This window comes from Actinoplanes sp. NPDC049118, assembly GCF_040648555.1.
GTDB lineage: Bacteria > Actinomycetota > Actinomycetes > Mycobacteriales > Micromonosporaceae > Actinoplanes.
Genome location: NZ_JBEZDY010000006.1, coordinates 219,824 through 243,287, shown reverse-complemented (window position 1 = coordinate 243,287; position 23,464 = coordinate 219,824). Strand labels below are relative to the sequence as shown.

At 73.6% G+C, this 23,464-nt stretch carries 8 protein-coding genes; 6 read left to right on the top strand and 2 right to left on the bottom strand.

What is annotated here, in order from left to right:
• Positions 1 to 30: 30 nt before the first annotated feature.
• From AB0B58_RS11800 to AB0B58_RS11775, 6 genes are all read left to right on the top strand, one after another.
• Positions 31 to 963, top strand: coding sequence for a hypothetical protein (locus AB0B58_RS11800; protein ID WP_360221611.1), 933 nt, complete (start codon positions 31 to 33; stop codon positions 961 to 963).
• Entirely contained in the window at positions 960 to 9,836 is an 8,877-nt protein-coding gene (locus AB0B58_RS11795) for a neuraminidase-like domain-containing protein (protein WP_360221608.1), read from the top strand. The genes AB0B58_RS11800 and AB0B58_RS11795 overlap by 4 nt, the downstream gene beginning before the upstream one ends.
• Positions 9,837 to 9,840: 4 nt before the next feature.
• Entirely contained in the window at positions 9,841 to 17,691 is a 7,851-nt protein-coding gene (locus tag AB0B58_RS11790) for a SpvB/TcaC N-terminal domain-containing protein (protein ID WP_360221605.1), read from the top strand.
• Between the two features lie 43 nt (positions 17,692 to 17,734).
• Entirely contained in the window at positions 17,735 to 18,157 is a 423-nt protein-coding gene (locus tag AB0B58_RS11785) for a hypothetical protein (protein WP_360221602.1), read from the top strand.
• Positions 18,154 to 20,202: a 5-methyltetrahydropteroyltriglutamate--homocysteine S-methyltransferase gene (gene metE, locus AB0B58_RS11780; protein ID WP_360221599.1), complete on the top strand. Its 2,049-nt coding sequence runs from the start codon at positions 18,154 to 18,156 to the stop codon at positions 20,200 to 20,202. Before AB0B58_RS11785 ends, metE begins: the two co-directional genes overlap by 4 nt.
• A gap of 130 nt (positions 20,203 to 20,332) precedes the next feature.
• A complete protein-coding gene (locus AB0B58_RS11775; RefSeq protein WP_360221596.1) occupies positions 20,333 to 21,445 on the top strand; it encodes a GGDEF domain-containing protein in 1,113 nt (370 codons plus the stop codon).
• 18 nt (positions 21,446 to 21,463) lie between these two features.
• On the opposite strand, the gene AB0B58_RS11770 is transcribed toward AB0B58_RS11775, so the two are convergent.
• Both AB0B58_RS11770 and AB0B58_RS11765 read right to left on the bottom strand, forming a co-directional pair.
• On the bottom strand, positions 21,464 to 22,369 hold the full coding sequence (locus AB0B58_RS11770) for a chlorophyllase/cutinase-like alpha/beta fold protein (protein ID WP_360221593.1): 906 nt from the start codon (positions 22,367 to 22,369) through the stop codon (positions 21,464 to 21,466).
• 24 nt (positions 22,370 to 22,393) lie between these two features.
• A complete protein-coding gene (locus AB0B58_RS11765) occupies positions 22,394 to 23,428 on the bottom strand; it encodes a hypothetical protein (RefSeq protein WP_360221590.1) in 1,035 nt (344 codons plus the stop codon).
• Positions 23,429 to 23,464 lie beyond the last annotated feature (36 nt).

The window sequence follows — 23,464 nt, the reverse complement described above, 5'->3', positions numbered from 1 at the left end:
CCGTCGATGCGCCGTGCTCGGGGAGGGCCCATGTCCGTCATCGTCGTCCGGTTGCATCCGGAGAAGCCCACGAGCGGCATCAAGTTCACGGACTATCTCGAGGGTCTCACGGTCGAGGTCCGGGACCGCTCGTTCGCCGATCCGGACGCCAAGAAGCCCGGCGCCCTGCTCGGCACGGCGATCTACGATCCCACGGACCCCAACGCCACGATCCTGCAGCACAACGACCCGGGGCCGCCCGGGCCCGGCCCGGTCGCCACCGCCGGCGTCCAGGTGCCGACGCCGGGCGCCGGCGAATATCTCAGCCGCGACCTGCGGCTCATCGTCACCCGGACGGCCAACGGGCAGACCACCCCGGTGTCGGCGAAGAACTTCAACTTCAACGTCGAGCTGGCACCGGGATCGCTGCCGAATCCGCCGACGCCGAACGCGTACGCCGGCCTCGACCCGGTGGCCGCCTACGTCGCGCTGCCCGCGCCGCTGGTCGGGCTGCCGCCCGGAACCACCTTTCTGGACGTTCCGGCGGACGGGACGCCACCGCCGTTCGACGCCGTGCTGAAGGCCATGCAGACAGTCGTGGCCCAGGACCCCGGGCCGGGAAGCCCGCCGGACCTCGCGGCGCTGACCCCCGCGCAGTCCCGGCACATCGCCCGGGAGATCGTCTACAACCGCATCCTCGAGCCGCTGCCCGAACCGCGCAGACCCCTGGAGGACCTGTACCGCGACGTCGGCGCGGACGAGACCGCGCGCCGCCAGTTCGAGGCGGACCTGGTCACCTACTACGCGGTGCACAGCACCCGGGCCGAGGTGCTCGCCAAGTACGTCTACGGGGTGTCCGCGGCGCTGGCCTGCGAACAGAAGTCCAAGGACGCCACCGAGGTGTGCCTGACCCTCCCGGTGTTCCCGGGCCTGTCGACGCCGTCCGGCAACGTACCGACGGTGTCGGTGGTGGTGTCGCAGTGAACCCGCAGTTCGACGTCCCGCCGCAGTACTTCTACGCGCTCGCCGCCAGCCTGCCGCCGGACGTGTCGGCCGATGTGCGCTACCGGCTGGCCACGCTCGCGGACGAGGTGACGATCCTCGACGTGCTGCGCAAGGCGGTCGAGGAGAACATCATCGTCGAGGACCCCGCGGTCTCCCTGGAGATGGCGGCCCGCCGGCTGCGCTCGCTCGGCGCCACCCAGGGCGTCACCCCGGTCTGCGCACCCGGCGTCGGCCTGGCCCTGACCACCGGGTACGCGGCCTACCGCAGCACGCCGGACCCCGATCCCGAGCCGGACCGCGACATCGCGCCGTTCTGGAACTCCGTGATGGGCAACGCCGCGCTCGCCCGGGCCCACCTCGAGCTGGTGCTCTGCGCGGCCTTGCAGGAGGGCGACACCCGGCCGCTGATCGCGGACGTCCTCGCCGAGGGCCTCGCCCTGGACAGCGTCCGGAACCTCGACACCGATCCCTGGCCGGCGCCGAAACCACCCGAGATCACGTACGCGAACTGGATGACGGTGTTCACCGCCCACCCGGGCCGGCTGCCGGCCAGCGTGGGGCCGGGGACGCTGGAGGAGCGCGTCGCCGCGTTCGTCCGCATGCTGCACGCCTTCTTCCAGGTCTCCACCGGGGCCCTCGGGCCCGGCGCGGCCGTCCCCGGCCGGCCCGAGACGCTGCCGCGCCCGGTCACCGACCTGATCCAGCTCTTCTTCGACGGGTACCGGGGCGCCGGGAACCTCGCCTGGGAGTGGGGCGACGGCCTGCCGGCCGCCGACCGGGACGCCGTGATCGCCACGCTCGGCCTGGATCCGGACGCCGCGGCCTGGCTCGCGCGGGCCGTCGACGCGCTGGACGGCGTCTACGCCGTCACCGCGGTGGCCGGCATCGGCGACACGCTGCACTTCTCCCTCGCCGAGTCGTTGTACGCCCGCGGTTTCACCGGCCGCGACCCGATCACCGCACTGACCGGGCGGGAGTTCGCCGACGCCCTGATCGGCACGCCGGCGCACCAGTACGCGTACGACATCTTCGTCGCCGCCGGCGGCGACCCGAACGCCGCGCCCGGCGGCGGGGCCGGCGACCCGTTCCAGCCGATCAACCCCGGTGACGTGGTGAACTGCGAACCCGGCTGTGCGACGTCGCCCACCGGCAGCACCGCGTACCTGCAGGCCCTGCTCGACGTCGAGGTGGCCGGCCGGCCGCTCGGCGAGATCCTGGCCGGTCGCACCGGGCCGGTCGGCGAGCTGGCCGCAACGGCCGCGAACGCCGAGATCGCCGTTCCGGTCATCGACCTGGTCAACGAGTCGCTCGAGGCGATGGCGGCGAACGGCGCGAGCGCCGGGGTCGTACACGACACCGACCCGACGGGGGTGCCGGACCCCGCGCAGGCCTGGTTCGCCGCGGTGCCGGCGTACTCGTCCCCCGCCGTGCCGGTCGCCGAGCCGGCCGCCTACGAGCTGTTGGCCACCGACTTCTCGGCGCCGGAGCTCCCATACGACCAGCGGCTGGACGTCAACCGCCGGCACCTCGAGGCGATGGGCACCACCCGGTTCGACGTGCTGCGCGGATTCCGCCGCGACATCACCGAGTTCGTCCTGGACCGCGCGGGCGAACCGGCGGCCTTCCCCCGGCACGTGTGGCGCTACCCGGTGCGCCTCGACGTGGCGCTCGAATCTCTGTGCGTCTCCCCCGCCGAGTACGCGACGCTGTTCGCCGAGACGCCCGCGGGCGCGACCCTCGCCACGCTGTACGGGTTCGACCGGGAGGGATCCCGCTGGAAGATCGTCGCGGCGGCGCTGCCGGAGCTGCTGACCCGGCTGGGGCTGGAGTACTGCGAGCTGGCCGAGCTGATGGCCACCGGCTTCGTGCCGGGACAGCTGTACACCCGGCCGCGCGACGGCGAGCCCGCGCCGGTCCGGTTCCCCGAGTGCGCGCCCTGCTGCCCCGCGGACTACGTGCTGGTCCTCGACGACGCCGAGGCCGACGGCCCGTGGGTGCGGCTCGCCCTGCTCGCCCGGCTGTGGCGCAAGCTGCGCTGCACGTTCGCGCCGTCGTTCGCGGAGCTCGCCCGGATCTGCACGGTGCTGCGGCTCTTCGACGACGACGGGCAGGTGAATCCCGACTTCCTCGCGCAGCTGGTCGCGCTGCAGCTCCTCCGGGAACGCTTCGGGCTGTCCGCCGTGGACATCGACACGCTGCTCGAACTCTGGCGCGACCCCGCCGCGCCGCCGCCCGGCGTCGTCGACGAGTTCATCACGCAGCTCTCCCGGCGTACCCCCCACAAGCACCGGTCGCCCGGCCGGGCCGCCACCTTCCAGCGCCTGCTGCGCGCCAACCTCGACCCGCTGTCCCGGCTCGGCGGCTTCGACCCGGCCGTGCCGGCCCGCGCCTGGCACGCCCGCCCCACCCACACGCTGCGGTTCGCCGAGCAGCTCTCGAAGATCCTCGCGTCCCGCTTCGGCATCGGCGAGCTCAGCTATCTGTGCACCGCCGAACCGCACCTCGGCGGCGACGATCCCTATCCGCTCGCCTCCGGCATCGAGGCCGAGGTGGACCCGCTGCGCGATCCGGAGGACGAGGCCCGGTTCTCGCTGTGGGCGCTGCGCCGCAAGCTCCTCGACGCCACGGTGGACGACGACACCGCGGAGGCGTACTCGTGGCACCGGATCGGCGACGTGCTGCGCGAGGAGATCGGCGGTGAGCCGGTCGGCGACCGGCTCACCGCCCTCGGCGCGCACCTTTTCCCCGGCGTGCTGCACGACGCGGGCGTCGCGGTGACCGCCGCCCAGCACAGCTGGACCACGCCGCTGGCCGGCAGCGTCGCGGCAATGTGGAACACGCCGGGTTCACCCTTCCGGTACGACGGCGCGGCGGCGGAGCTGTCGGCAACCGCACCGCTCACCGAGACCGCCGTGCTGACCAAGCTGAGCCGCATCCGGCCGCTTCAGGGCCAGGAGCCGCAGGCGGTACGCGACCTGCTCGCCGCGCCCCGCCTGGAGCTGGCCCGGTTCGGCTTCCTCTTCACCGACCTGGAGACCGCCTGGACCCACCTGGTCGCCGAGCCCGACGAGGCCGCACGCTGGCGGTGGTTCCGGCACCGGTTCGCGCTGTTCCACGCCCGCTGCCGGATCATCGCCCGGCACCTGGCCGAGCACGTGCTGCACCTCGACGGCGGCGACCCGGACGACGCGCCGGACGGCGGCGCCGACCAGGGCGAGGCCACCGCGCTGCTCGCCGCCCGGCTGCTCCGGTCGCTGCTCGCCGACGAGAACTTCGCCGCGCCGCCGCCCTGGGAGAGCGACGACGGCCACCGGCCCGGCGTCACCTGGGACGCCCCGGCCGGCGGCGCGTACGCCACCCTGGCCGCCCTGGTGGGGACCGGGCTGCTCGGCGAGCACACGGTGGCCTCCGCGGGCGCGCCGCTGTGGCGCGAGATGCAGGCCACCACGGCGCTGTACACCGCGGCCCGCGACTCGTGGAACGCGCCGGTGCCGACCCTCATCCCGGCCCTGGACGCCGCGCTTCCCGCGCCGCAGCAACGCTGGGCCGGGGTACGCAACGGCATCGGCATCGGCGCCCGCAGCGCCCAGGTCCTCGGCGGGGTGGCGGCGTTCCGCAGCGTCTGGTCCGGCCTGCTGCTGGTCGAGCACGACGGCACCTACACGTTCTGGGGCCGGGGCGCCGAGCGCCGCGGAGAGCACGGCGACGAGCTCGACGGCCAGCACTGGCGGGTGCGGCTGAACCGCGGCCAGAAGCACTGGACGCTGCTCAACCACCGCTGGAACGACGAGCCCGACTGCCACCGGACCTCGGACCTCGCGCTGCGCCGCGGCGTGTACGACCTGAGCATCGAGCTGGTCCGGGACGCGCCCGGCGACGACGAGCTGTCCGACGCCGAGGCGCTCAGGTGCGGGCTGCTGGTGGAGTACCAGGGGCCGGACACCGGCGGCGACCGGACCGCCATCCCGACCGAGCGGCTGTACCAGGCGAAAAAGGACGCGCCGCTGGACGTGGGCGTCAACGGCAAGCTGGTCGGCGGCGTGCCGGCGGAGCTGCTCCGCGCCCAGTACGTCAGCACGCTGCGCGACGTCCGCCGCACATACCAGCGGGCCTTCAAGGCGCTGCTGCTGGCCTACCGGTTCGGGCTGTCGGCGCGGATCTTCTCCGACTACGGCCAGTCGGAGCTGGGTTACCTGCTCGAGCACGGCGACCGGCTGGCCGGGCTGGCCTTCTCCGACGCCGGCGGGGGCGGCTGGCGGCCGCACGCGGTCGACTTCGACCCCAACCTGCTGCCGCTGCGGGACAGGTACTTCCCGCCCGCGGCGGACGACCGGGCCACGCCCTCGGTGCCACGCCAGCAGGCCTGGTTCGACGTCTGGGAGCGGCTGTTCGACCACGTCGAGCTCGGCCGGCGCGCCGAGCCGGCCAGCGAGGACCCGGTCTGGCTGCTGTACGACGAGGCCGCCGGGAACCAGCCGGACAATCCGGCACAGCTGCTTCGGCACCTGGGCGTCAACCTCTCGCACGCCACCCAGGTGCTCACCTTCCATCCCGCGACGACCATCGACGCGGACGCGCTCACCGACGAACGCTGGCCGACCCGGGTGTGGCACGCCGACCGGATCGTCCGGCGGATCATGCACCGCTTCGCGATCGCCGACCTCGCGCCGGCCCGGCCCGACCTGTGGGCCGCCGACGACCTGCTCGGCTCCGGCGGCAACCTCAACCTGGTGACCCTGGTGCGCGACGGCTTCGTGGGCAACGGCGCGCCCGTCCGCTACCGCGACCTACGGCGCCTCGACGACTGCCTGCGGGTGCACGCGCGCGACGCGCTTGTCGCGTACCTGATCCGGCTCGGCCGGGTGCCGCTGCCCGGCAAGGGCGGCGGCGCGGTGACCTCGGCCGACCAGCTCGGCGACCTGCTGCTGCTGGACGTGCAGACCGGCCCGGAGGCGACCACCACGCGCATCGACGCGGCCATCGCCGCCGCGCAGGCGCTGATCGCCCGGGCCCGGCTCGGCCTGGAGCCGTGGCGCCCCGACCCGGCGTTCGTCCGCCGGTGGGACGACCGGTACGCCACCTGCGAGGTGTGGGGCGGCCGGCGGCGGGGCGAGCTCTACCGCGAGAACGGGGCCGGCGCGCGCGAGCTGGCCCGGGCCCGGCGCACCGAGAGCTTCCGGCTCCTCGAGCGGGAGCTGCACCGCGCCACGGTGTCCATGCCGGTACCGGGCGGGCTCGAGTACTGGCCCGCGCTCGCCGGCCCGCCGCGCCACCCCGGCCTGCGGCTCCTGCAGGAGAGCGACGCCGCCGCGCTCACCCGGCTGGCGCCGGCCCGCCAGGGCCTGGGGCTGCTGGGCACCCCGGAGAACGCCGGCGCCCGCTCCTGGCTGGCGCCGCTGCGCGGCCACGACCAGGACGACGGCGACGGCGACGGCGACGGCGGCGGCGGCGGAGACGGCGGCGGCGACAACGGTGGCGAGGACGGTGGGGGCGGCGGAGACGGCGGCGGCATCGGGCTGCGGGCCGAGGTAGTGCTCCCCCGCACCGCCGATGGGACGCTTCCGCTGTGGACCGAGGCGGCGATCCGGCTGGGCGCCCGCTTCCTCCGGGTGCCGGCCGCGGCCGTGCCGCCGGCCGGGCAACCGTTCCGGCCGCACGACGGCGGCGACCGTCGCGGCGCCGTACCGGACGAGTACTACTTCTGGCTGGTCGACACGGCGACGTTCGACGAGATCCAGCAGGTGGCCGACTGGCCCGGCTGGCACGACGCCGGCACGGCGGCGCCCATGCTGGAGTGGCCGGCCAAGGGATCGGTGCACCTGGTCTGGGCGCACGTGCGCGACGGCGAGATCCGCCAGCCGCGCCGCTCCGCCGGCGGGTTGCGGATCCCGGCCGGCGCGAGCGTGGCCACCACGACGCTGACCCTGGTCGGGCGCGAGCGGGACTCGCTGCTGCTGCGGGTCGGCGGGGGTGCGCTGAGCCCCGGCGCGGTCCCGCCGCCCGATCCCGGCTTCCGCTACGACCTCGCCGCCGATCAGGCGACCGTCGTGCCGCAGGTCACCCCCGACGTGGTGATCCCGCCGGCGGACAACCCCGGCCTCGGCCGGCTCACCGCGTACCCGTACTTCCTGTACTTCGATCCCGGCGCGCCGCTGTTCCCCGCCGACCCGTTCGCGGAGGCGATCACCGTGGCCTGCGCCCTGCGGGCGCGCTGCCGCCCGGAGGCGGCCACCGCCTGGTACGCGACCGCGTACGACCCGATGCGGGGCGACAACCGGTGGTGCCGGCCGGCGGCGGACCGGCCGAGGGAGGGCGGCACCCGGCGCCGGCGACGGGGCGAGGCGGCGCTGGTCGACGAGGGGTTCGCGAGCCGCCGCTCCGGCGGCTGCTGCGACGGCACCGACGCCGACGACGCCACCGCCCGCCGGCGCCACCTCACCCTCGAGTACCTCGAGACGTTGCTGGAGCTGGCGCGCTGCGCGGAACAGGAGCGCACCGCCGCCGGCCGGACCCGGGCCCGGCTCATCCTGGACGGGGCGGCCAGGCTGCTCGGGCCCACACCGGTGACCACGCAAGGCTGCGGCGGCGAACGGGAGTCCGCCACCGTCGCGACCTTCGAGCCGTGCGACGCCCCGCTGAACCCGTGGCTGATGTCGCTCTACGAGCGGGTGGCCGACCGGCGCGCGGCGCTGCGCGCGGAGCCGGGCGACACCGACCACGGCTGCTGCGGGTGCGACGGCGACGACGGGTGCGGCGGCACGGACTGCTGCTGCCCGGCGAGCCCGTACCGCTTCAGCTACGTGCTCAGCCGCGCCGCCGACTTCGCCGCCCAGGTCACCAGCTTCGGTTCCGAGCTGCAGGGCGCGCTGGAGAAGGGCGACGCCGAGCTGCTCACCGCCGTGCGGGCCCGGCACGAGCAGCAGGTCCTGCACCTGACCGGCGCGATCCGCAGGGAGCAGTGGCGCGACTCCGACTGGCAGGCGCAGGGCCTGCGCCTGGCCAAGCAGATCGCGCAGACCCGGTACGACTACTACAACGCGCTCATCATCCGGGGCGAGATCGCCGGGGAGATCGACTACCGCGAGCTGAGCAACGGTTCCTTCGGCGCCACCGGGGCCTCCAGCGTGTCCGAGGCGATCGGCGTGGTGATGGGCGCCATCCCGGACGTCTTCGTCGGCACGACCGCGTTCACCCAGCTGCCGCTCGGCACCAAGCTGGCGAACGTGTTCTCCGGAATCTCCCGGATCTCCGGGCAGGTGGCGACGATCCTGTCCGGCACCGCCGGGCTGCGCAACACCGAGGCCACCTGGGACCGCCGGCTCACCGAGTGGATGTTCCAGCGCGAGGTGGCCACCCTGGAGATCGCGCAGGCCGAACGGAACATCCTGGCCGCCGAGCGGCGCCGCGCGGCCGCGCTGGCCGAGGTCAACAGCGTCCAGCGCCAGGTGGAGAACTCCCGCGAGGTCATGGAACTGCTGCGGGACAAGGCCACCTCGCACGCGCGGTTCCTCTGGCTCGGCAAGGAGGTGGCCGCGCTCTACCGCCAGATGTACGAGATCGCCGAGTGCGCCGCCCGGCAGGCCGAACGCGCGTTCAACGTCGAGCGGGGCTTCACCGACCGCCGGTTCGTGCCCCGCTCCGCCTGGAACGACCTGCACCAGGGGCTGACCGCCGGCGAGCACCTCACCCTCGCCGTCCGTCGCATGGAGGCCGCGTACACCAGCGAGAACGTCCGCGACTACGAGCTGACCAAGCACGTCTCGCTGCGCAAGTTCTTCGGCTCGGCGTTCCTGGACCTCAAGGTGACCGGCGCGTGCACGGTCGAGCTTCCCGAGTGGCTGTTCGACCTGGACTATCCCGGCCACTACCTGCGCCGGCTCAAGAGCGTCTCGCTGACCGTCCCGGCGGTCGTCGGCCCGTACACCGGGGTGCACGCCCGGTTGACGCTGCTGTCCAGCACCGTCCGGGTCGAGCCGCGGCTACTCGGACCGGCCGCGTGCTGCTGCGACGAGCCCGCCGCCGGGCCGTGCGGCTGCGGCGGCGGGGACTGCGCCCGCTGCGGCGACGGGTGCGGCGAGCAGTGCGGCACGTCCGCGGGCTACCCGCTGGAATGCGGCGACCGCCGGGCGGTACGCGACTTCGGCAACCGCCAGGCCATCGCCACCTCCACCGGGCAGAACGACGCCGGGCTGTTCGAGCTGATGTTCCGCGACGAGCGGTACCTGCCGTTCGAGTACGCCGGCGCGGTCAGCACCTGGCGGCTGGAGATCCCGCCGGAGAACAACGACTTCGACCTGGACCAGCTCGCCGACGCCGTGCTGCACGTCAACTACACGGCGCGCGAGGGCGGCCCGGTGCTGCGCCGGGCGGCGGCCGCGTACGCCCGGGAGCGCCTGCCCGACGCGGGCGAGCGGCTCATCGACCTGGCCCGCGAGATGCCCGAGGAGTGGGCCCGGTTCACCGGCGAGGACGGCTACCGCCGGCTCGACCTGCGGCTGTCCCGGGACTACTTCGCCGCAGTGACAAGCGGTCGCGGGGCCCGGGTACGCCGGATCGAGATCTTCATGGAGTCCGCGCACGCGGCGCCCGGCTCGCACGTGGACGTCGAGTTCGCGGTGGCGGGGTGGGCCCGGTGCGAACCCGAGGTCGACTACCTGTTCCAGCTGGTCTCGGGCGGCGAGCGATGCGGCTTCTACCACGGCATGGTGGACGTCGAGGTCGGCCCGGTCAGCGCCGTCGAGACGCGGCTGGTCGGCAGCTTCGAGTTCGAGCGGCCGGTGCGGGACACCACCCGGGTGTTCCTTCTCGTGCACTACGAGCTCTCGGAGCGTACCGGCGCGCGGCGGGCCTGACGAGATGATGCCAGCCACGCCCGCCGCCGGGCCTCCGGACGCCGGCGGGGCTGCCACGGTCGCGCCGCAGGAGCCGCAGGAGCCGCAGCGGCAACCGCCCGCGCCCGGGCTGCCGGCGGCGCCGGCGCTGCCGAGCATCGCCCTGCCCACCGGCGGCGGCGCGATCCGCGGCATCGGCGAGAAGTTCGGCGTCGACGCCGTGACCGGCACGGCATCGTTCACGATCCCGCTGCCGCTCACCCCGGGACGCGACGGCTTCGGGCCGCAGCTGGAGCTGTCGTACGACTCCGGGTCGGGCAACGGGGCGTTCGGCCTCGGCTGGGGCCTCAACCTGCCGGCGATCACCCGCAAGACCGACAAGGGCATTCCCCGGTACGACGACGCGCACGAGTCCGACGTCTTCGTGCTCTCCTCGGCCGAGGACCTGGTGCCGGCCGGCGCACCGGAGCGGATCGACGGATACGAGGTGCGCCGGTACCGGCCGCGGATCGAGTCGGCGTTCGCCCGCATCGAACGCTGGACCCGGGCCGACGACCCGGCGGACGTGCACTGGCGGACCCTGTCACCCGAGAACGTGCTGACCCGCTACGGCGCCGGGCCCGGCTCCCGGATCACCGACCCGGCCGACGAGCGGCACATCTTCGGCTGGCTCGTCTGCGAGACCCGCGACACCAGCGGCAACGTCGTGGCCTACGAGTACGCCGCCGAGGATGACGCCCGCAGCACCGCGCAGCGCTACCTCAAGCGGATCCGGTACGGCAACACGGCGCCCCTGCTCGACGCCGGCGGCGACCGGCCCCGCTTCCTCGACGACGCGGCGGCACGGGACATGCTCTGGCACTTCACCGCGGTCTTCGACTACGGCGACCACGACGAGCTGAACCCGCGGATCGAGCCGGACCGGCCGTGGGGCGACCGGGACGATCCGTTCTCGGGTCACCGGTCCGGATTCGAGATCCGGACGTCCCGGCTCTGCCGGCGCATGCTGATGTTCCACTCCTTCCCCGGTGAGCCCTCGGTCGGCGCGGACGCGCTGGTCGGCGCGGCGGAGCTGAGCTACTCGCCGCGCACCGACCCCACCACCGTCGACGTGCCGGTCTACACCAAGCTGGTCGCCGTCACCCAGGCCCGGTTCCGCCGCGACGGCGCCGGCTACCGTCGGCGCGCGCTACCGCCGGTGGAGATGACGTACTCGCAGGCGTCCGTGCAGCACCGCGTGCGCACCGTCGCCGCGGACCAGCTCGGATCGCTGCCGCAGGGCCTGGACGGCCGGACGTTCCGGTGGCTGGACCTCAACGGCGAGGGGATACCGGGCGCCTTCACGGAGCAGGGAACCGGCTGGTACTACCTGCCGAACCTCAGCGGCGCCACGGACGGCGAGGTGCGCTTCGGCCGGCTCGAGGCGGTGCCGGCCCGGCCGAACCACACCCTGGCCGCCGCCCAGCTGATGGACCTGGGCGGCGACGGCCGGCTGGACCTCGCCATGCTCGGCGGGCCGGCCGCCGGCGTCTACGAGCACGACGAGGACGACGGCTGGCGGCCGTTCCGAGCGTTCCGCCACCGGCTCACCGTCGACCCGAACGACCCGAACCTGCGCCTGGCGGATCTCGACGGCGACGGCCTGCCGGACGTGCTCATCACCGAGGGCGACGCCATCGTCTGGTACCCGGGGCTCGGCCGTGACGGCTTCGGTCCGGCCTACCGGATCCCGGTGCCCGGTGACGAGCGGCGGGGGCCCCGGGTGGTGTTCGCCGACGCCACCGAGAACGTCCAGCTCGCGGACATGACCGGCGACGGCCTGTCGGACATCGTCCGGATCCGCAACGGCGACGTCGCGTACTGGCCGAACCTGGGATACGGCCGGTTCGGGCGCCGGATCACCCTGCGCAACGTCCCGCGCTTCGACACCGAGGACCAGTTCTCGCCGGCCAAGGTGCGCCTCGGTGACCTCGACGGCTCCGGCACCACCGACCTCGTCTACCTGCACGGCACCGGCCCCCGGCTGTACTTCAACCAGTCCGGCAACGCGCTGAGCGCGCCGCACCGCCTGACCGGCTTCCCGCCGACCGACAACCTGGTCGGCGTCGACCTGCTCGACCTGCTCGGCAACGGGACCGCGTGCCTGGTCTGGTCGTCACCGCTGCCGGGCGACCTGCGCCGGCAGCTGCGCTACGTCGACCTGATGGGCGCCAAGCCGCACCTGCTGACCAGCATGGCGAACAACCTCGGCGCCGAGACGCGGGTGCACTACCGGTCGTCGACCTCCTTCTACCTCGCCGACAAGGCGGCCGGCCGCCCGTGGATCACCCGATCCCCGTTTCCCGTGCACGTGGTGGCCCGGACCGAGGTCCTCGACCGCGTCAACCGGCACCGGTTCACCTCCCGGTACGCATACCACCACCAGTACTTCGACGCCGTCGAGCGGGAACCACGCGGCTTCGGGCTGGTGGAGCAGTGGGACACGGAGGACTTCGCCGGGCCGGCCGACGGCAGCGCCGACGTGCCGCCCGTCTACACCAGGTCCTGGTTCCACACGGGCGTCTACCTGGGACGCGAACATGTCAGCGACTACTTCGCCGGCCTGCTCGGGCCGCAGGACCGGGGCGAGTACTACCGGGAGCCGGCCTGGGCCGACGACGACGCCGAGGCCCGCCGGCGGCTGCTTCCCGACACCGTCCTGCCCGAGGGCCTGACCTTCGACGAGGAGCGCGAGGCCTGCCGGGCGCTCAAGGGCTCGCTGCTGCGCCAGGAGGTGTACGGGCTCGACGGCACCGCGGCCGAGCGGCATCCGTACACCGTCGTCGAGCAGAACTTCACCATCCGGACGCTGCAGCGGCGCGGCGCGAACCGGCACGCCGTCTTCCTCGCGCACCCCCGCGAACGCCTGACCTACACCTACGAGCGCAATCCGGAGGACCCGCGGGTCGACCACTCGCTGATCCTGGCGGTGGACGACTTCGGCCACGTGCTGGACGAGGTGACCATCGCGTACGGGCGCCGGACGCCGGACCCGGCGCTGCCGTGCGATGAGGACCGGGCGGCTCAGGGGCGGACGCTGGTGACCGGGGCGCACAACACGATGACCGCCGGCGTCGACACGGTCGACCACTTCCGCGTGCCGCTCCCCGCCGACGTGCGGTCGTACGAGATCACCGGGGCGGCGCCGCGCGACGGCCTGCGCTTCGCCTTCGCCGAGTGGACCGGCACGCTCGACCCGATGGCCGCGCCGCCGGTCGCCGGCCCGGCCGGCGACGGCGACGCCGGCCGGCGACGCCGCCTGATCGACCAGTCCCGGGTGCTGTACCGCCCCGACGACCTGGGCGCCTCGGCCGGCGACGCGCTGGCGACGCTGCCCCTCGGCGCGCTGGAGCCGCGCGCCGTGCCCGGTTGCACGTTCCGGTTGTGCTTCGACGAGCCGCTGCTGCGCCGCGCGTTCCGGCGCGACGGCGCCGACCTGCTCGACGACCTGGACGCGGTGCTGCGCGAGGGCGGCTACCGGCCCGGGTCCGAGCTGGCCGAGGCCGGCGCGTTCCCGGCGGACGACCCGCCGGGCCAGTGGTGGCAGCCCACCGACCTGGCCTTCCTCTCCCCCGCCGGCGAGGACGGCGCCGGGGAGGAGCTCGCCTTCGCCCGCCGGCATTTCTTCCTGCCGCGCCGCGCCCGCGACCCGTTCCAGGACGGGGTGAGCAGCCGGGACCGGGAGGCGGTCTACGACGGGTACGACCTCGTGGTGGTCGAGACGATCGACCAGCTGGGCAACCGGACCACGGCCGGGCGCCGCGACGCCGACGGCCGGCGGGTCGCCGGCGAGACGGGCGTGGACTACCGCCTGCTGCGCGCCCTGTTCGTCACCGATCCCAACGGCAACCGGGCCGAGGCGGCGGTCGACACGCTGGGCATGCTGGTCGCCACCGCGTCGATGGGCAAGGAGGGCGAGTCCTTCGGTGACTCGCTGGCCGGCTTCGACGCCGCGGCCCTGGACGACCCGGGCCCGGCGGGGCCGCCGGAGCGGACCGCGCCCGCGCTGATCCGCAGCGCCGGCCGCCGGTACTGCTACGACGTGTTCGCCTACCACCGCACCCGGGACAGCGCGGCACCGCAGCCGCCCGCGGTGCGCACCATCGTCCGGGAGACGCACACCCGCGACCTGGCACCCGGCGAGGAACCCCGGCTGCAGAACACCTTCTCCTACTGCGACGGCTTCGGCCACGACGTGCAGCACAAGCTGGAGGCCGACCCCGACCCGGCGGATCCGGACCGGCCACGCTGGATCTCCACCGGGTGGAAGGTCCTGAACAACAAGGGCAACCCGGTCCGGGTCTACGAGCCGTTCTTCACCTTCGACCACGGCTTCGAGTTCGGCGCGAAGCACGGCGTCAGCACGATCAAGTTCTACGACCCGGCCCAGCGGGTCGTGGCGACGCTGAGCCCCGACCACAGCTACGAGAAGGTGACCTTCGGCGCCTGGCACCGCACCGCCTGGGACCGCAACGACACGGTGCTCGAGGACCCGCGCACCGACCCCGACGTCGGCGGCGCGATGGCCGGGCACTTCGCCACCGCCGGCCCGGGCTGGCAGACCTGGTACGCACAGCGGATCGGCGGCGCCCTCGGCCCGCGCGAGCGGGAGGCGGCCGTCAAGTCCGAGCCGCACGCCCGCACCCCGGTCACCACCTACCTCGATCCGCTGCAACGGGCCTTCCTGACCCGGGCGCACAACGGCTTCCGGCCGGCGCCGGTCCTGCTGGACACCCGCTGCGGGTACGACATCGAGGGCAACCTCGTGACCGTCCGCGACTCGATGACGGAGCTCGCGCCCCGCGGCCGGGTGGTGGCCCGCAGCGTCTTCGACCTGATCGGCCGCGAGCTGCGCCGCGACTCCATGGACACGGGCACCCGGTGGACCCTGTCCGACGTCGACGACAAGCCGCTGCGGCAGTGGGACAGCCGCGGCCACCGCACCCGCCCGGTCTACGACGCGTTGCGCCGGGCGGTGCGGATCGTCGTACGCGGCGCCGACCCGGACGACCGCGACCGGGAGGTGGTGACCGAGCGGACCGTGTACGGCGAGGCCGCGCCGGGCGCCGAGCGGCACAACCTCCGCACCCGGATCTATCTGCATCTCGACCAGTCGGGCGCCGCGCTGTGCCCGGACTACGACTTCAAGGGCAATCCGCTGCGGTCGATCCGGCGCATCGCCGCGGAGTACCGCACCGTGGTCGACTGGGCCCTCGGCGACACCGCCGACGCCGACCTGCCCGCCGCCGCGGAGCCCGCGCTGCTGCCCGGCGAGTTCCGGGCGTCGTCGGAGTTCGACGCGCTGAACCGGGTACTGACCCTGACGAACCCGGCCGAGGACGGCTTCGGGGTCAGCGTCACCCGCTACCGCTACAACCGCTCCAACCTGCTGCTCGGCCTCGACCTGCGGATAGAGGGCGACACCGCCGACGGCGAGCCCCGGTGGACGCCGCTCATCCGGCACACCGTGTTCGACGCCCGGGGCCGCCGGCGGCGGCTGGAACGCGGCAACGGCGTGGTCACCACGTTCGACTACGACCCGCTCACCTTCCGGATGACCGGCATGGTCACCGTCCGGGCGCGTGGCGGCCGCTCCGGCCGCGACCTGCAGCGCCTGCGTTACAGCTACGACCCGGTCGGCAACATCACCGCGATCGACGACGACGCACACCGGCCGGTCTTCTTCCGCAACCAGCGGGTGGACGCCGGCTGCGACTACACCTACGACCCGCTGTACCGGCTGGTCCGCGCCACCGGGCGCGAGCAGCTGAGCCGCCTCGGCGCCCGGCCGCGCCCCGCGGGTCCGCGACTGCCCGGGGTCGCCCTGCCGGACGACCCGCGTGCGGTGGCCCGCTACACCGAGGAGTACGACTACGACGAGGTCGGCAACCTGACCCGGCTCCGGCATCGCGGTCACGACACCCGGCACCGCGGGTGGCGCCGGACGTTCGCGTACGCGCAGCACGGCTCCGGCGACGACCCGGACCGGACCTGGGCGGTCGGCAACCGGCTGAGCACCACGACGCTCTCCACCCACAGGTCCGCCGAGGAGCGGTACGGCTACGACCGGCACGGCAACCTGACGGAGTTGCCGCACCTGGAGACGATCGGCTGGAACCACCTCGACCAGCTGCGCGCCTCGCAGCGCCAGCGGGCCGGCGACGGCCGGGCCGAACGCACCTACTACGTGTACGACTCCTCGGGCGCCCGCACCCGCAAGGTCACCGAGCGGGCCGGCGGCGAGGTCCGGACCGACCGGATCTACCTCGGCGGCCTGGAGGTCGTCCGGCGGCACGCCGGGGCGCATCGCGGGCTGGTCCGCAGCACGCTCGCCGTCAGCGACGGCAGGAACACCATCGCCCGTGTCGCCACCCGCAACGACGTCGACGACTCGTCGCCGCGGCGCCAGGTCCGGCACCAGATCCCCGATCATCTCGGCTCGGTGACGGTCGAGGCGGACGGCGACGGCCGGCTGCTCAGCTTCGAGGAGTACACGCCGTACGGCAGCACGGCGTACCGGGCGGCCCGCTCGGAGGCCGACGCCCGCAAACGGGACCGGTTCATCGGACGGGAACGCGACAACGAGACCGGCCTGTACTACGTGGGCGCGCGGTACTACGCGCCCTGGCTGGCCCGCTGGGCGTCGGCCGACCCGGCCGGGCTGAGCGACTCCGCCAACCTCTACACGTACGCGGGTTGCGACCCGGTCAACCAGGTGGACCGCAACGGCGCCTGGAAGGTCCAGTGGAAGCACGTGGCGATCGGGTTCGCCGTCGCGGCGGTGACCGTCGTCGCGGTCGCGGTCGTCGTGGCGAGCGCCGGCACCGCCGCCGCGCCGCTGCTGGCCGGGGCGGCCGCGATCACCGGCGTCAGCGAGGGCACCATCGTCACCGGCCTGGTCGTGGCCGGCGCCGCGGTCGGCACTGCCAACGTGGCCAAGACCACGCACGAGCTGAGCACCGGCCGGGACCTCAGCGGCAAACAGATGTCCGACGAGGAGCTGTCCCGCAAGCTGGGCGCCCTGCCGGTCGACGTGGTGGCCACGGTGCTGGGCGTCAAGGGGATCTCGTTCGGCGGGGGCGGCGGGGGCGGGGCCGCGGCCTCGGAGATCGCCGGCGTCAGCGAGGGCGGCGCCGCGGTGCTGCGCGGCTTCTCCGCGCCGTCGTTCAGCCTCCCCAGCATCGTCGCCAACGCCAAGTCCGTGGCGCCGGCGCTGGCGTCCGCCGCGGTTCCGGTGGCGATGGCGATGGTCGGCGGCGGCGGGGGCGGCGGCGAGCCGCCGCCCGAGTCGAACCAGCCGAAGCAGCCGCCCGAGAAGACCTCGTCGCAGGCGCCTCCGCCCGAGGACGGCGCGCTGCAGAGCGCGTCGCCGAACGCCGGCGCGACGACGGCCGGGCCCCTCGCCTCGGCGCCGCCGCCCAAGGTGAGCGTCACCAACCCGGGCGGCGCGAACGGCGCCACCGTCGGCGGGTCGACCACCAAGAACTACCGCTCGACGTTCTTCAAGATCTTCCCGTGGCTCAAGGGAAAGGTGTGGGTGCACCACGCGATCGAGCGCCAGGTCGCCAAGCTCTTCCCCGGCCGGTTCACCACCTCCGAGATCAATTCGGCGGAGAACCTGCGCGGCATACCCAAGGAGATCAACTCCTCGGTCCACCTGAGCCAGATCCGCAAGATCTGGAACCAGTTCTACAAGGCGAACCCGAACGCGACCCGCGAGGAGCTGATCGCCGAGGCCAACCGGATCGACGACATGTTCGGCGCCTGTTTCAACCCGCCGATCAGGCCGCCGGTCTCGGCCAACCCGGCGCCGACGCCGGCGTCCTCGGGCCCCTGACACCCGGTAGAATTCCGCTGCGCAATCTCGAGAGGACTCGCCGATGCAGTTCTACGTCGTCCGTCCCGAAGTGCCGGGCGGCCTCGGTGAAAACACCGTGCTGGACCACAGCGGCGACCAGCCGCGGGTCACCCACCTGGAGTACGAGTTCGAGGGCTGGCTCGGCGACGAGCTCATCACCGCCCATCCGGCGTTCGCCGCCACCACGACGCTCGCCAACCGGTTCCAGCAGGCCGGGCTCACCGGATTCCACACCCGGGAGATGGAGGTGACCACCTCGGAGGACTTCGACGAGATGTATCCCGGACGGAAGATCCCACCGTTCATCGAGCTGGTGATCGACGGCCGGGTCGGCGTGGACGACTTCGCCATCGACAAGGCCAACGAGCTCGTCGTCTCGCAGCGGGCCCTGGACATCCTGAACTCAACCGGTCCGGTCGACACCGAGGTGGAGCCCCTCGGGTGACCCGGGCCGGCTCGCCCGGACCGGGACCCGGTGTCAGCGGCGGGCGGTTCCGCCGGCTCGGCCTGTCCGAGCTGGACACCTACTTCGCGATGGCCCGCGGCGTCGACGCCGAACCGGCCCTCGAACTGACGAAGTGGTTCGCCACGAACTACCACTACCTCGTACCCGAGATCGGCCCGGAGACGGTCTTCGCCGCGCGGCCGGGCAAGGCGGCCGGCGAGTACGCCGAGGCCGCCGCGCTCGGCATCGCGACCCGGCCGGTGCTGGTCGGCCCGGCCACGTTCCTGCTGCTCGCGAAGCCGGCCGACGGCTGCCCGCGGGGCTTCCGCCCGTTCGACCGCCTCGACGACCTGGTGACGGCGTACGCCGGGCTGCTCGGTGCGCTCGCCGACGCCGGCGTGGGCTGGGTGCAGTTGGACGAGCCGGGGTACGCCGCCGACCGCACGGTCGAGGAGATCGACGCGCTGCGCGCCGTCTACGCCCGGCTCGCCGGGCTGACCCACCGGCCGAAGATCTTCGTCGCCACCTACTTCGGCGAGCTCGGCGACGCCCTGCCGGCCCTGCTCGGCACCCCGGCCGAGGCCGTCGGCCTGGACCTGGTCGCCGGGTCGGCGAACCTGCAACGTCTCGCCGCGGCCGGGCCGATCCCGGGCCGGACGATCGTCGCCGGCCTGGTCGATGGCCACAACGTCTGGCGCACCGACCTGCGGGCCGCCGCCGGACGCGGCGCGACCCTCACCGGCCTGGCCGACCACGTCGCCGTGTCCACATCGTGCTCGCTGCTGCACGTGCCGGTCGACCTGAACGCCGAACCGGACCTCGATCCGCGGCTGCGGCAACGGCTCGCCTTCGCCCGGCAGAAGGTGGACGAGGTCGTCGCCCTCGGCCGGGCGCTGCGCGACGGCGTCGCCACGCTGCCCGAATCGGCGCCGCCCGCACCGGCGGCGTGGCGCGACGACGCCGTCCGCGCCCGGCTGGCCGCGCTCCAGCCCGGGCACCTGCGGCGCGGCCCGTACCCGGACCGTGCCGCCCAGCAGGCTCTGTTGAACCTGCCGCCGCTGCCGACCACGACGATCGGGTCGTTCCCGCAGACCGGTGACCTGCGCAAGGCCCGCGCCGAGGTACGCGCCGGAACCCTCGACCAGGCCGGCTACGCCGAGCGGATGCGCACCGAGGTGGCGCACGTCATCGCGCTGCAGGAACGGCTCGGCCTCGACGTGCTGGTGCACGGCGAGCCGGAACGCCACGACATGGTCCAGTACTTCGGCGAGCGGCTCGCCGGGTTCGCGGCGACGCGGTCCGGCTGGGTCCAGTCCTACGGCTCCCGGTGCGTACGCCCGCCGATCATCTACGGCGACGTCGCCCGCACCGCACCGATCACCGTCGAATGGGCCACCTACGCCCAGTCGCTGACCGCCAAGCCGGTCAAGGGCATGCTCACCGGCCCCGTCACGATCCTGGCCTGGTCGTTCGTCCGCACCGACCAGCCGCTTGCGGACACCGCCAACCAGGTCGCGCTCGCCCTGCGCGACGAGTGCCGGGACCTGGAGGCCGCCGGCATCCGGGTGATCCAGGTGGACGAGCCGGCGCTGCGGGAGACCCTGCCGCTGCGCGGGGAGGCACAGCAGGCATACCTGGACTGGGCCGTCGGCTCGTTCCGCCTCGCCACCAGCGGCGTCTCGGACGCGACGCAGGTACACACCCACCTGTGCTATTCCGAGTTCGGCGAGGTCCTGCCCGCCATCGGCGCCCTCGACGCGGACGTGACAAGCATCGAGGCGTCCCGCTCGAGGATGGAGATCCTCGACGACCTGCGCGCCGCCGGCTACGGCCGCGGAGTCGGCCCCGGAATCTGGGACATCCACTCCCCGCGGGTGCCCTCGCGGGCCGAGATGACCGAGGCGCTCCGGCACGCCGTCGCCGCCGTACCCGCCGAACGGCTCTGGGTGAATCCGGACTGCGGCCTGAAGACCCGCGGATACGCCGAGGTCGAGGCGTCCCTCACCCACCTCGTCGCCGCCGCACGCGAGGTCCGCGGCGCCTGACCCGGCACGTGGGGGTGGACGACGAGCGTCCGCCCCAACGGACGGGAAAGAACTCAGGTTTCGGCTACGCCCGCCGATGGACCGCTGTTGCGTAGCATGGCCGGGTTGCCGCAAGGAGGATGTCGCTGAGATGGGTACCCAAGAGGCAACCGTCGAAGCGACTCTGCGGCGCCGCCGGACCATCGAGGCATGCGCGATCACCGCACGCGGCGCGGGTCTGCTCGCGACCGTGTTGTTCGTCACCGGGCTCCTGCCCGGGTGGGAGACACAGCCTCCGCCGTCGATGTTCGTCGGCTGCCTGGTCGCCATAGCCGTCATGACGGCGGCGAACGTCCTCGCCGTCATCGCCTTCCGGCATCCCGCGAGGCGCTCGTACAACACCCTCAGCGCCTGGCAGGTTCTGCTGGACACCGCGGCGGTCACCGCCACGGCCGTGCTCGGCGAGCTGAGCGGCAGCGGCACCGTGTCGCCGGCACTCGCCGTGCCGATCGTGGTGAGTGCGCTCCGGCACCAGCTCAGGGGCGCCCTGGCCGTGTGGTTGCTGACCTCGGTGGCCTACGGTTCCGTCGCGGTCGTGCCCGGCGCCGACCGCACGCAGCCCGGCGATCTGCTGCTCCTCATCGGCATGAACCTGCTGATCGCGCTGATCACGGGTGCGCAGTCCTCCGCGTACGCACGCCAGCTGACCACGCTGGAGCAGACCCGCATCGAGCTGGAACACCGCGCCTCGCACGACGGCCTGACCGGGCTGCCCAATCGCGCCCGGCTGGCCGAGCACGCCGAGCGGTACGGCGACACCGCCCTGGCGGTGCTGGTGCTCGACCTCAACGGGTTCAAGAAGATCAACGACGCCTGGGGTCATGCCGCCGGCGACGAGCTCCTGCGCCGGGTGGCGGAGCGGCTGACCGCACACCTGCACCCTCCGGACCTGGCGGGGCGGTTGGGCGGCGACGAGTTCCTCGTGCTGCTGCCCGGCACCGACACCGGCGACGTCGACGGGGTCGTGGACCGGCTGCGCGAGACCATCGTCGCGCCCATCACGCTCGACTGCGCGACCGTCGAGGTGGGAGTCAGCGTCGGTGCCGCCGTCCGGCCCCCGGGTGCGCGGACGTCGCTGGCCGCGCTGACGGCCGCGGCGGACGCCGCCATGTATCAGGAGAAGCGCCTCCGGAAGGCGTCCGGGCCGCGGCCGGAGGACCGGTATCCGGCCACCGTGCCGGCCGCAGCCGTGCCGGCGCGGTAGCCCGCCCGCGGCGCTGCCTCAGGCGACGCCCTGGAAGCGGACCTGGGGGTCGTTCTGCGCCTGCGCGCCCCAGACCGCGTCATACCGGGAGGTGTCGCCGGACAGCGTGTACCGGAACCAGTCGGTCAGCAGCCGGCGGGTGAGCCTCTGCTGGGTGGGCCGGTCGATCGTCGCGCTGTCGCAGAACAGGCTGTTGCTGTCCATGAAGCCGCAGTGGTTGCCGCCGACGACGGTGCGCAGCTGCTTCGGTGCGGGCTTTGCCTGGTAGATCGGGACCTGGTGGTCGGCCGGCGGTGCGATCGTGTCGCGCTCTCCGGAGACGAGCATCGCCGGTATCCGTACGGTGGCGGCGGCCGTCGCCGCGGACGGGTTCGTCTCGGCGGCGCTGAGGTTGGCGACCGAGCGGGCCCCCGGGTTGCGGGCCGCCGCGAGGATGCTTGCGCCGGCGCCCATCGAGTGGCCGGACAGCCCCAGTGCCGCCGGGTCGATGTGGCCCGCGAACCGCGATCCGGAGGTCGTGTCCTGCGCGACGAACCAGGTCAGCGTGGCGTTGAGGTCGTCGGCGAAGGCCGAGTGGTTCGGGGACAGCCCGCCCTGCGAGGTGGGTGCGGCGACGACGTAGCCCCAGGAGGCCAGGTGGGTCAGGGTCGAGGTGTATTTGCCGACGCCCTGCAGGAAGCCGTGTCCGAAGGCGACGACCCCGAAGTCGCCGGCGGCCACCGGCTTGTTCGCGCCGGCCGAGGTGGCCGGGTACCAGACCTTCGCGCCGAAGGAGCGGCCCGCCGCGGTGATGGTGACGTCGGTGCTGCCGACGGCGTATGCGCCCGGTGCCGAGGTGTCGTCGGCGGCGGCGGCATGTGCCGGGGCGGGCGCGAGGAGCAGCGTCGAGGCGAGGGCGAGAGTGGACAGTGCGGTCCGAGACATCGTGCCTCCAGGTGTGGGAACGGTCTATACGCGTCCAGCTACCTTCGAAGGTTCGGGGTTCGCCGGCCGTCGGCTCCCCCGGCCGCGGCCGAGGAGCGTGAACGGCCAGATCAGTACGACGAGCACCGCGAGCAGCAGGTACTCGATCATCGGGATGCGCACCACCTCGTCGAGCCGGTCGAATCCCCGCCAGGAGTACACGCCGATGCACGCGGCGGCGTAGCCGGCGACGACGAGCAGGCGGGCCCGGGTGCTCAGGCCGAGGCCGTGCAGCTGCGTCAGCACGAAGACCGCGAGGAATCCGAAGAGGAACATCGGCCATGCGCCGCCGGGTCCGGAGTTCATCACGGCGACGAGCGTTCCGTGTACGGCGACGAGCAGCTCGAGGCTGACCGTCCACCAGCGGTTGGTGTGCGCGGTGGTGAACATCAGGCTGCTCTGCAGGAGCAGGAGGAACACGTAGAAGAATCCGATCAGGTGGCCGCTGGTGCCTTCCATCGGGTGGTACCAGAACGTGTAGACGACCGCCCAGCTGAACAGGTAGCCGTGGTAGCGACGGGCGATGTCGCCGACGGCGGCCGGGATGGGCGCCCGCCTGCCGGCGACGAGCCCGCGCCGGCGGTTCTCCATCAGCAGGACGACGACCAGCAGGAGCACCACGGAGCCCTGGGAGCTGAAGATCGAGACATCCTGGGCCAGGCCGTCGTAGAACACCTGGGTCTGCAGGGCGTGCAGGGCGACGAAGCCGAGGTTGGCGCCGAGCGCCACCACGTTTATCCCTTTGAGACCGCGGGTGTAGCGGCGGATGCGGGTCTGTGCGTACCAGATCAGGGCCCAGGACACGATCTGGTGTGCGGCATAGCCGAGCCAGGCGGAGAGCCGGGTCCACGTGGTCGGCTCGGGCAGCTTCCAGTAGTACCAGGACGCGCCCTGGTCCGGGAGCAACGTGACGTCGTGCAGACCCTGCCCGAGTAGCCACACCAACCCGGTGAGCAGCGCGACGGCGGGCACGCCCAGCAGCAGGACCCGCTCGCTGCGTACCGGATTCTCGGTGTCCACGGGGTGAAGTATCACCGATGTTCAGTAGACTGAGCA

Coding starts and splice junctions, on each gene's coding strand:
- AB0B58_RS11775 (WP_360221596.1), top strand. CDS start 20,333: ATGGGTACCCAAGAGGCAACCGTCGAAGCGACTCTGCGGCGCCGCCGG.
- AB0B58_RS11800 (WP_360221611.1), top strand. CDS start 31: ATGTCCGTCATCGTCGTCCGGTTGCATCCGGAGAAGCCCACGAGCGGC.
- AB0B58_RS11785 (WP_360221602.1), top strand. CDS start 17,735: ATGCAGTTCTACGTCGTCCGTCCCGAAGTGCCGGGCGGCCTCGGTGAA.
- AB0B58_RS11770 (WP_360221593.1), bottom strand. CDS start 22,369: ATGTCTCGGACCGCACTGTCCACTCTCGCCCTCGCCTCGACGCTGCTC.
- AB0B58_RS11790 (WP_360221605.1), top strand. CDS start 9,841: ATGATGCCAGCCACGCCCGCCGCCGGGCCTCCGGACGCCGGCGGGGCT.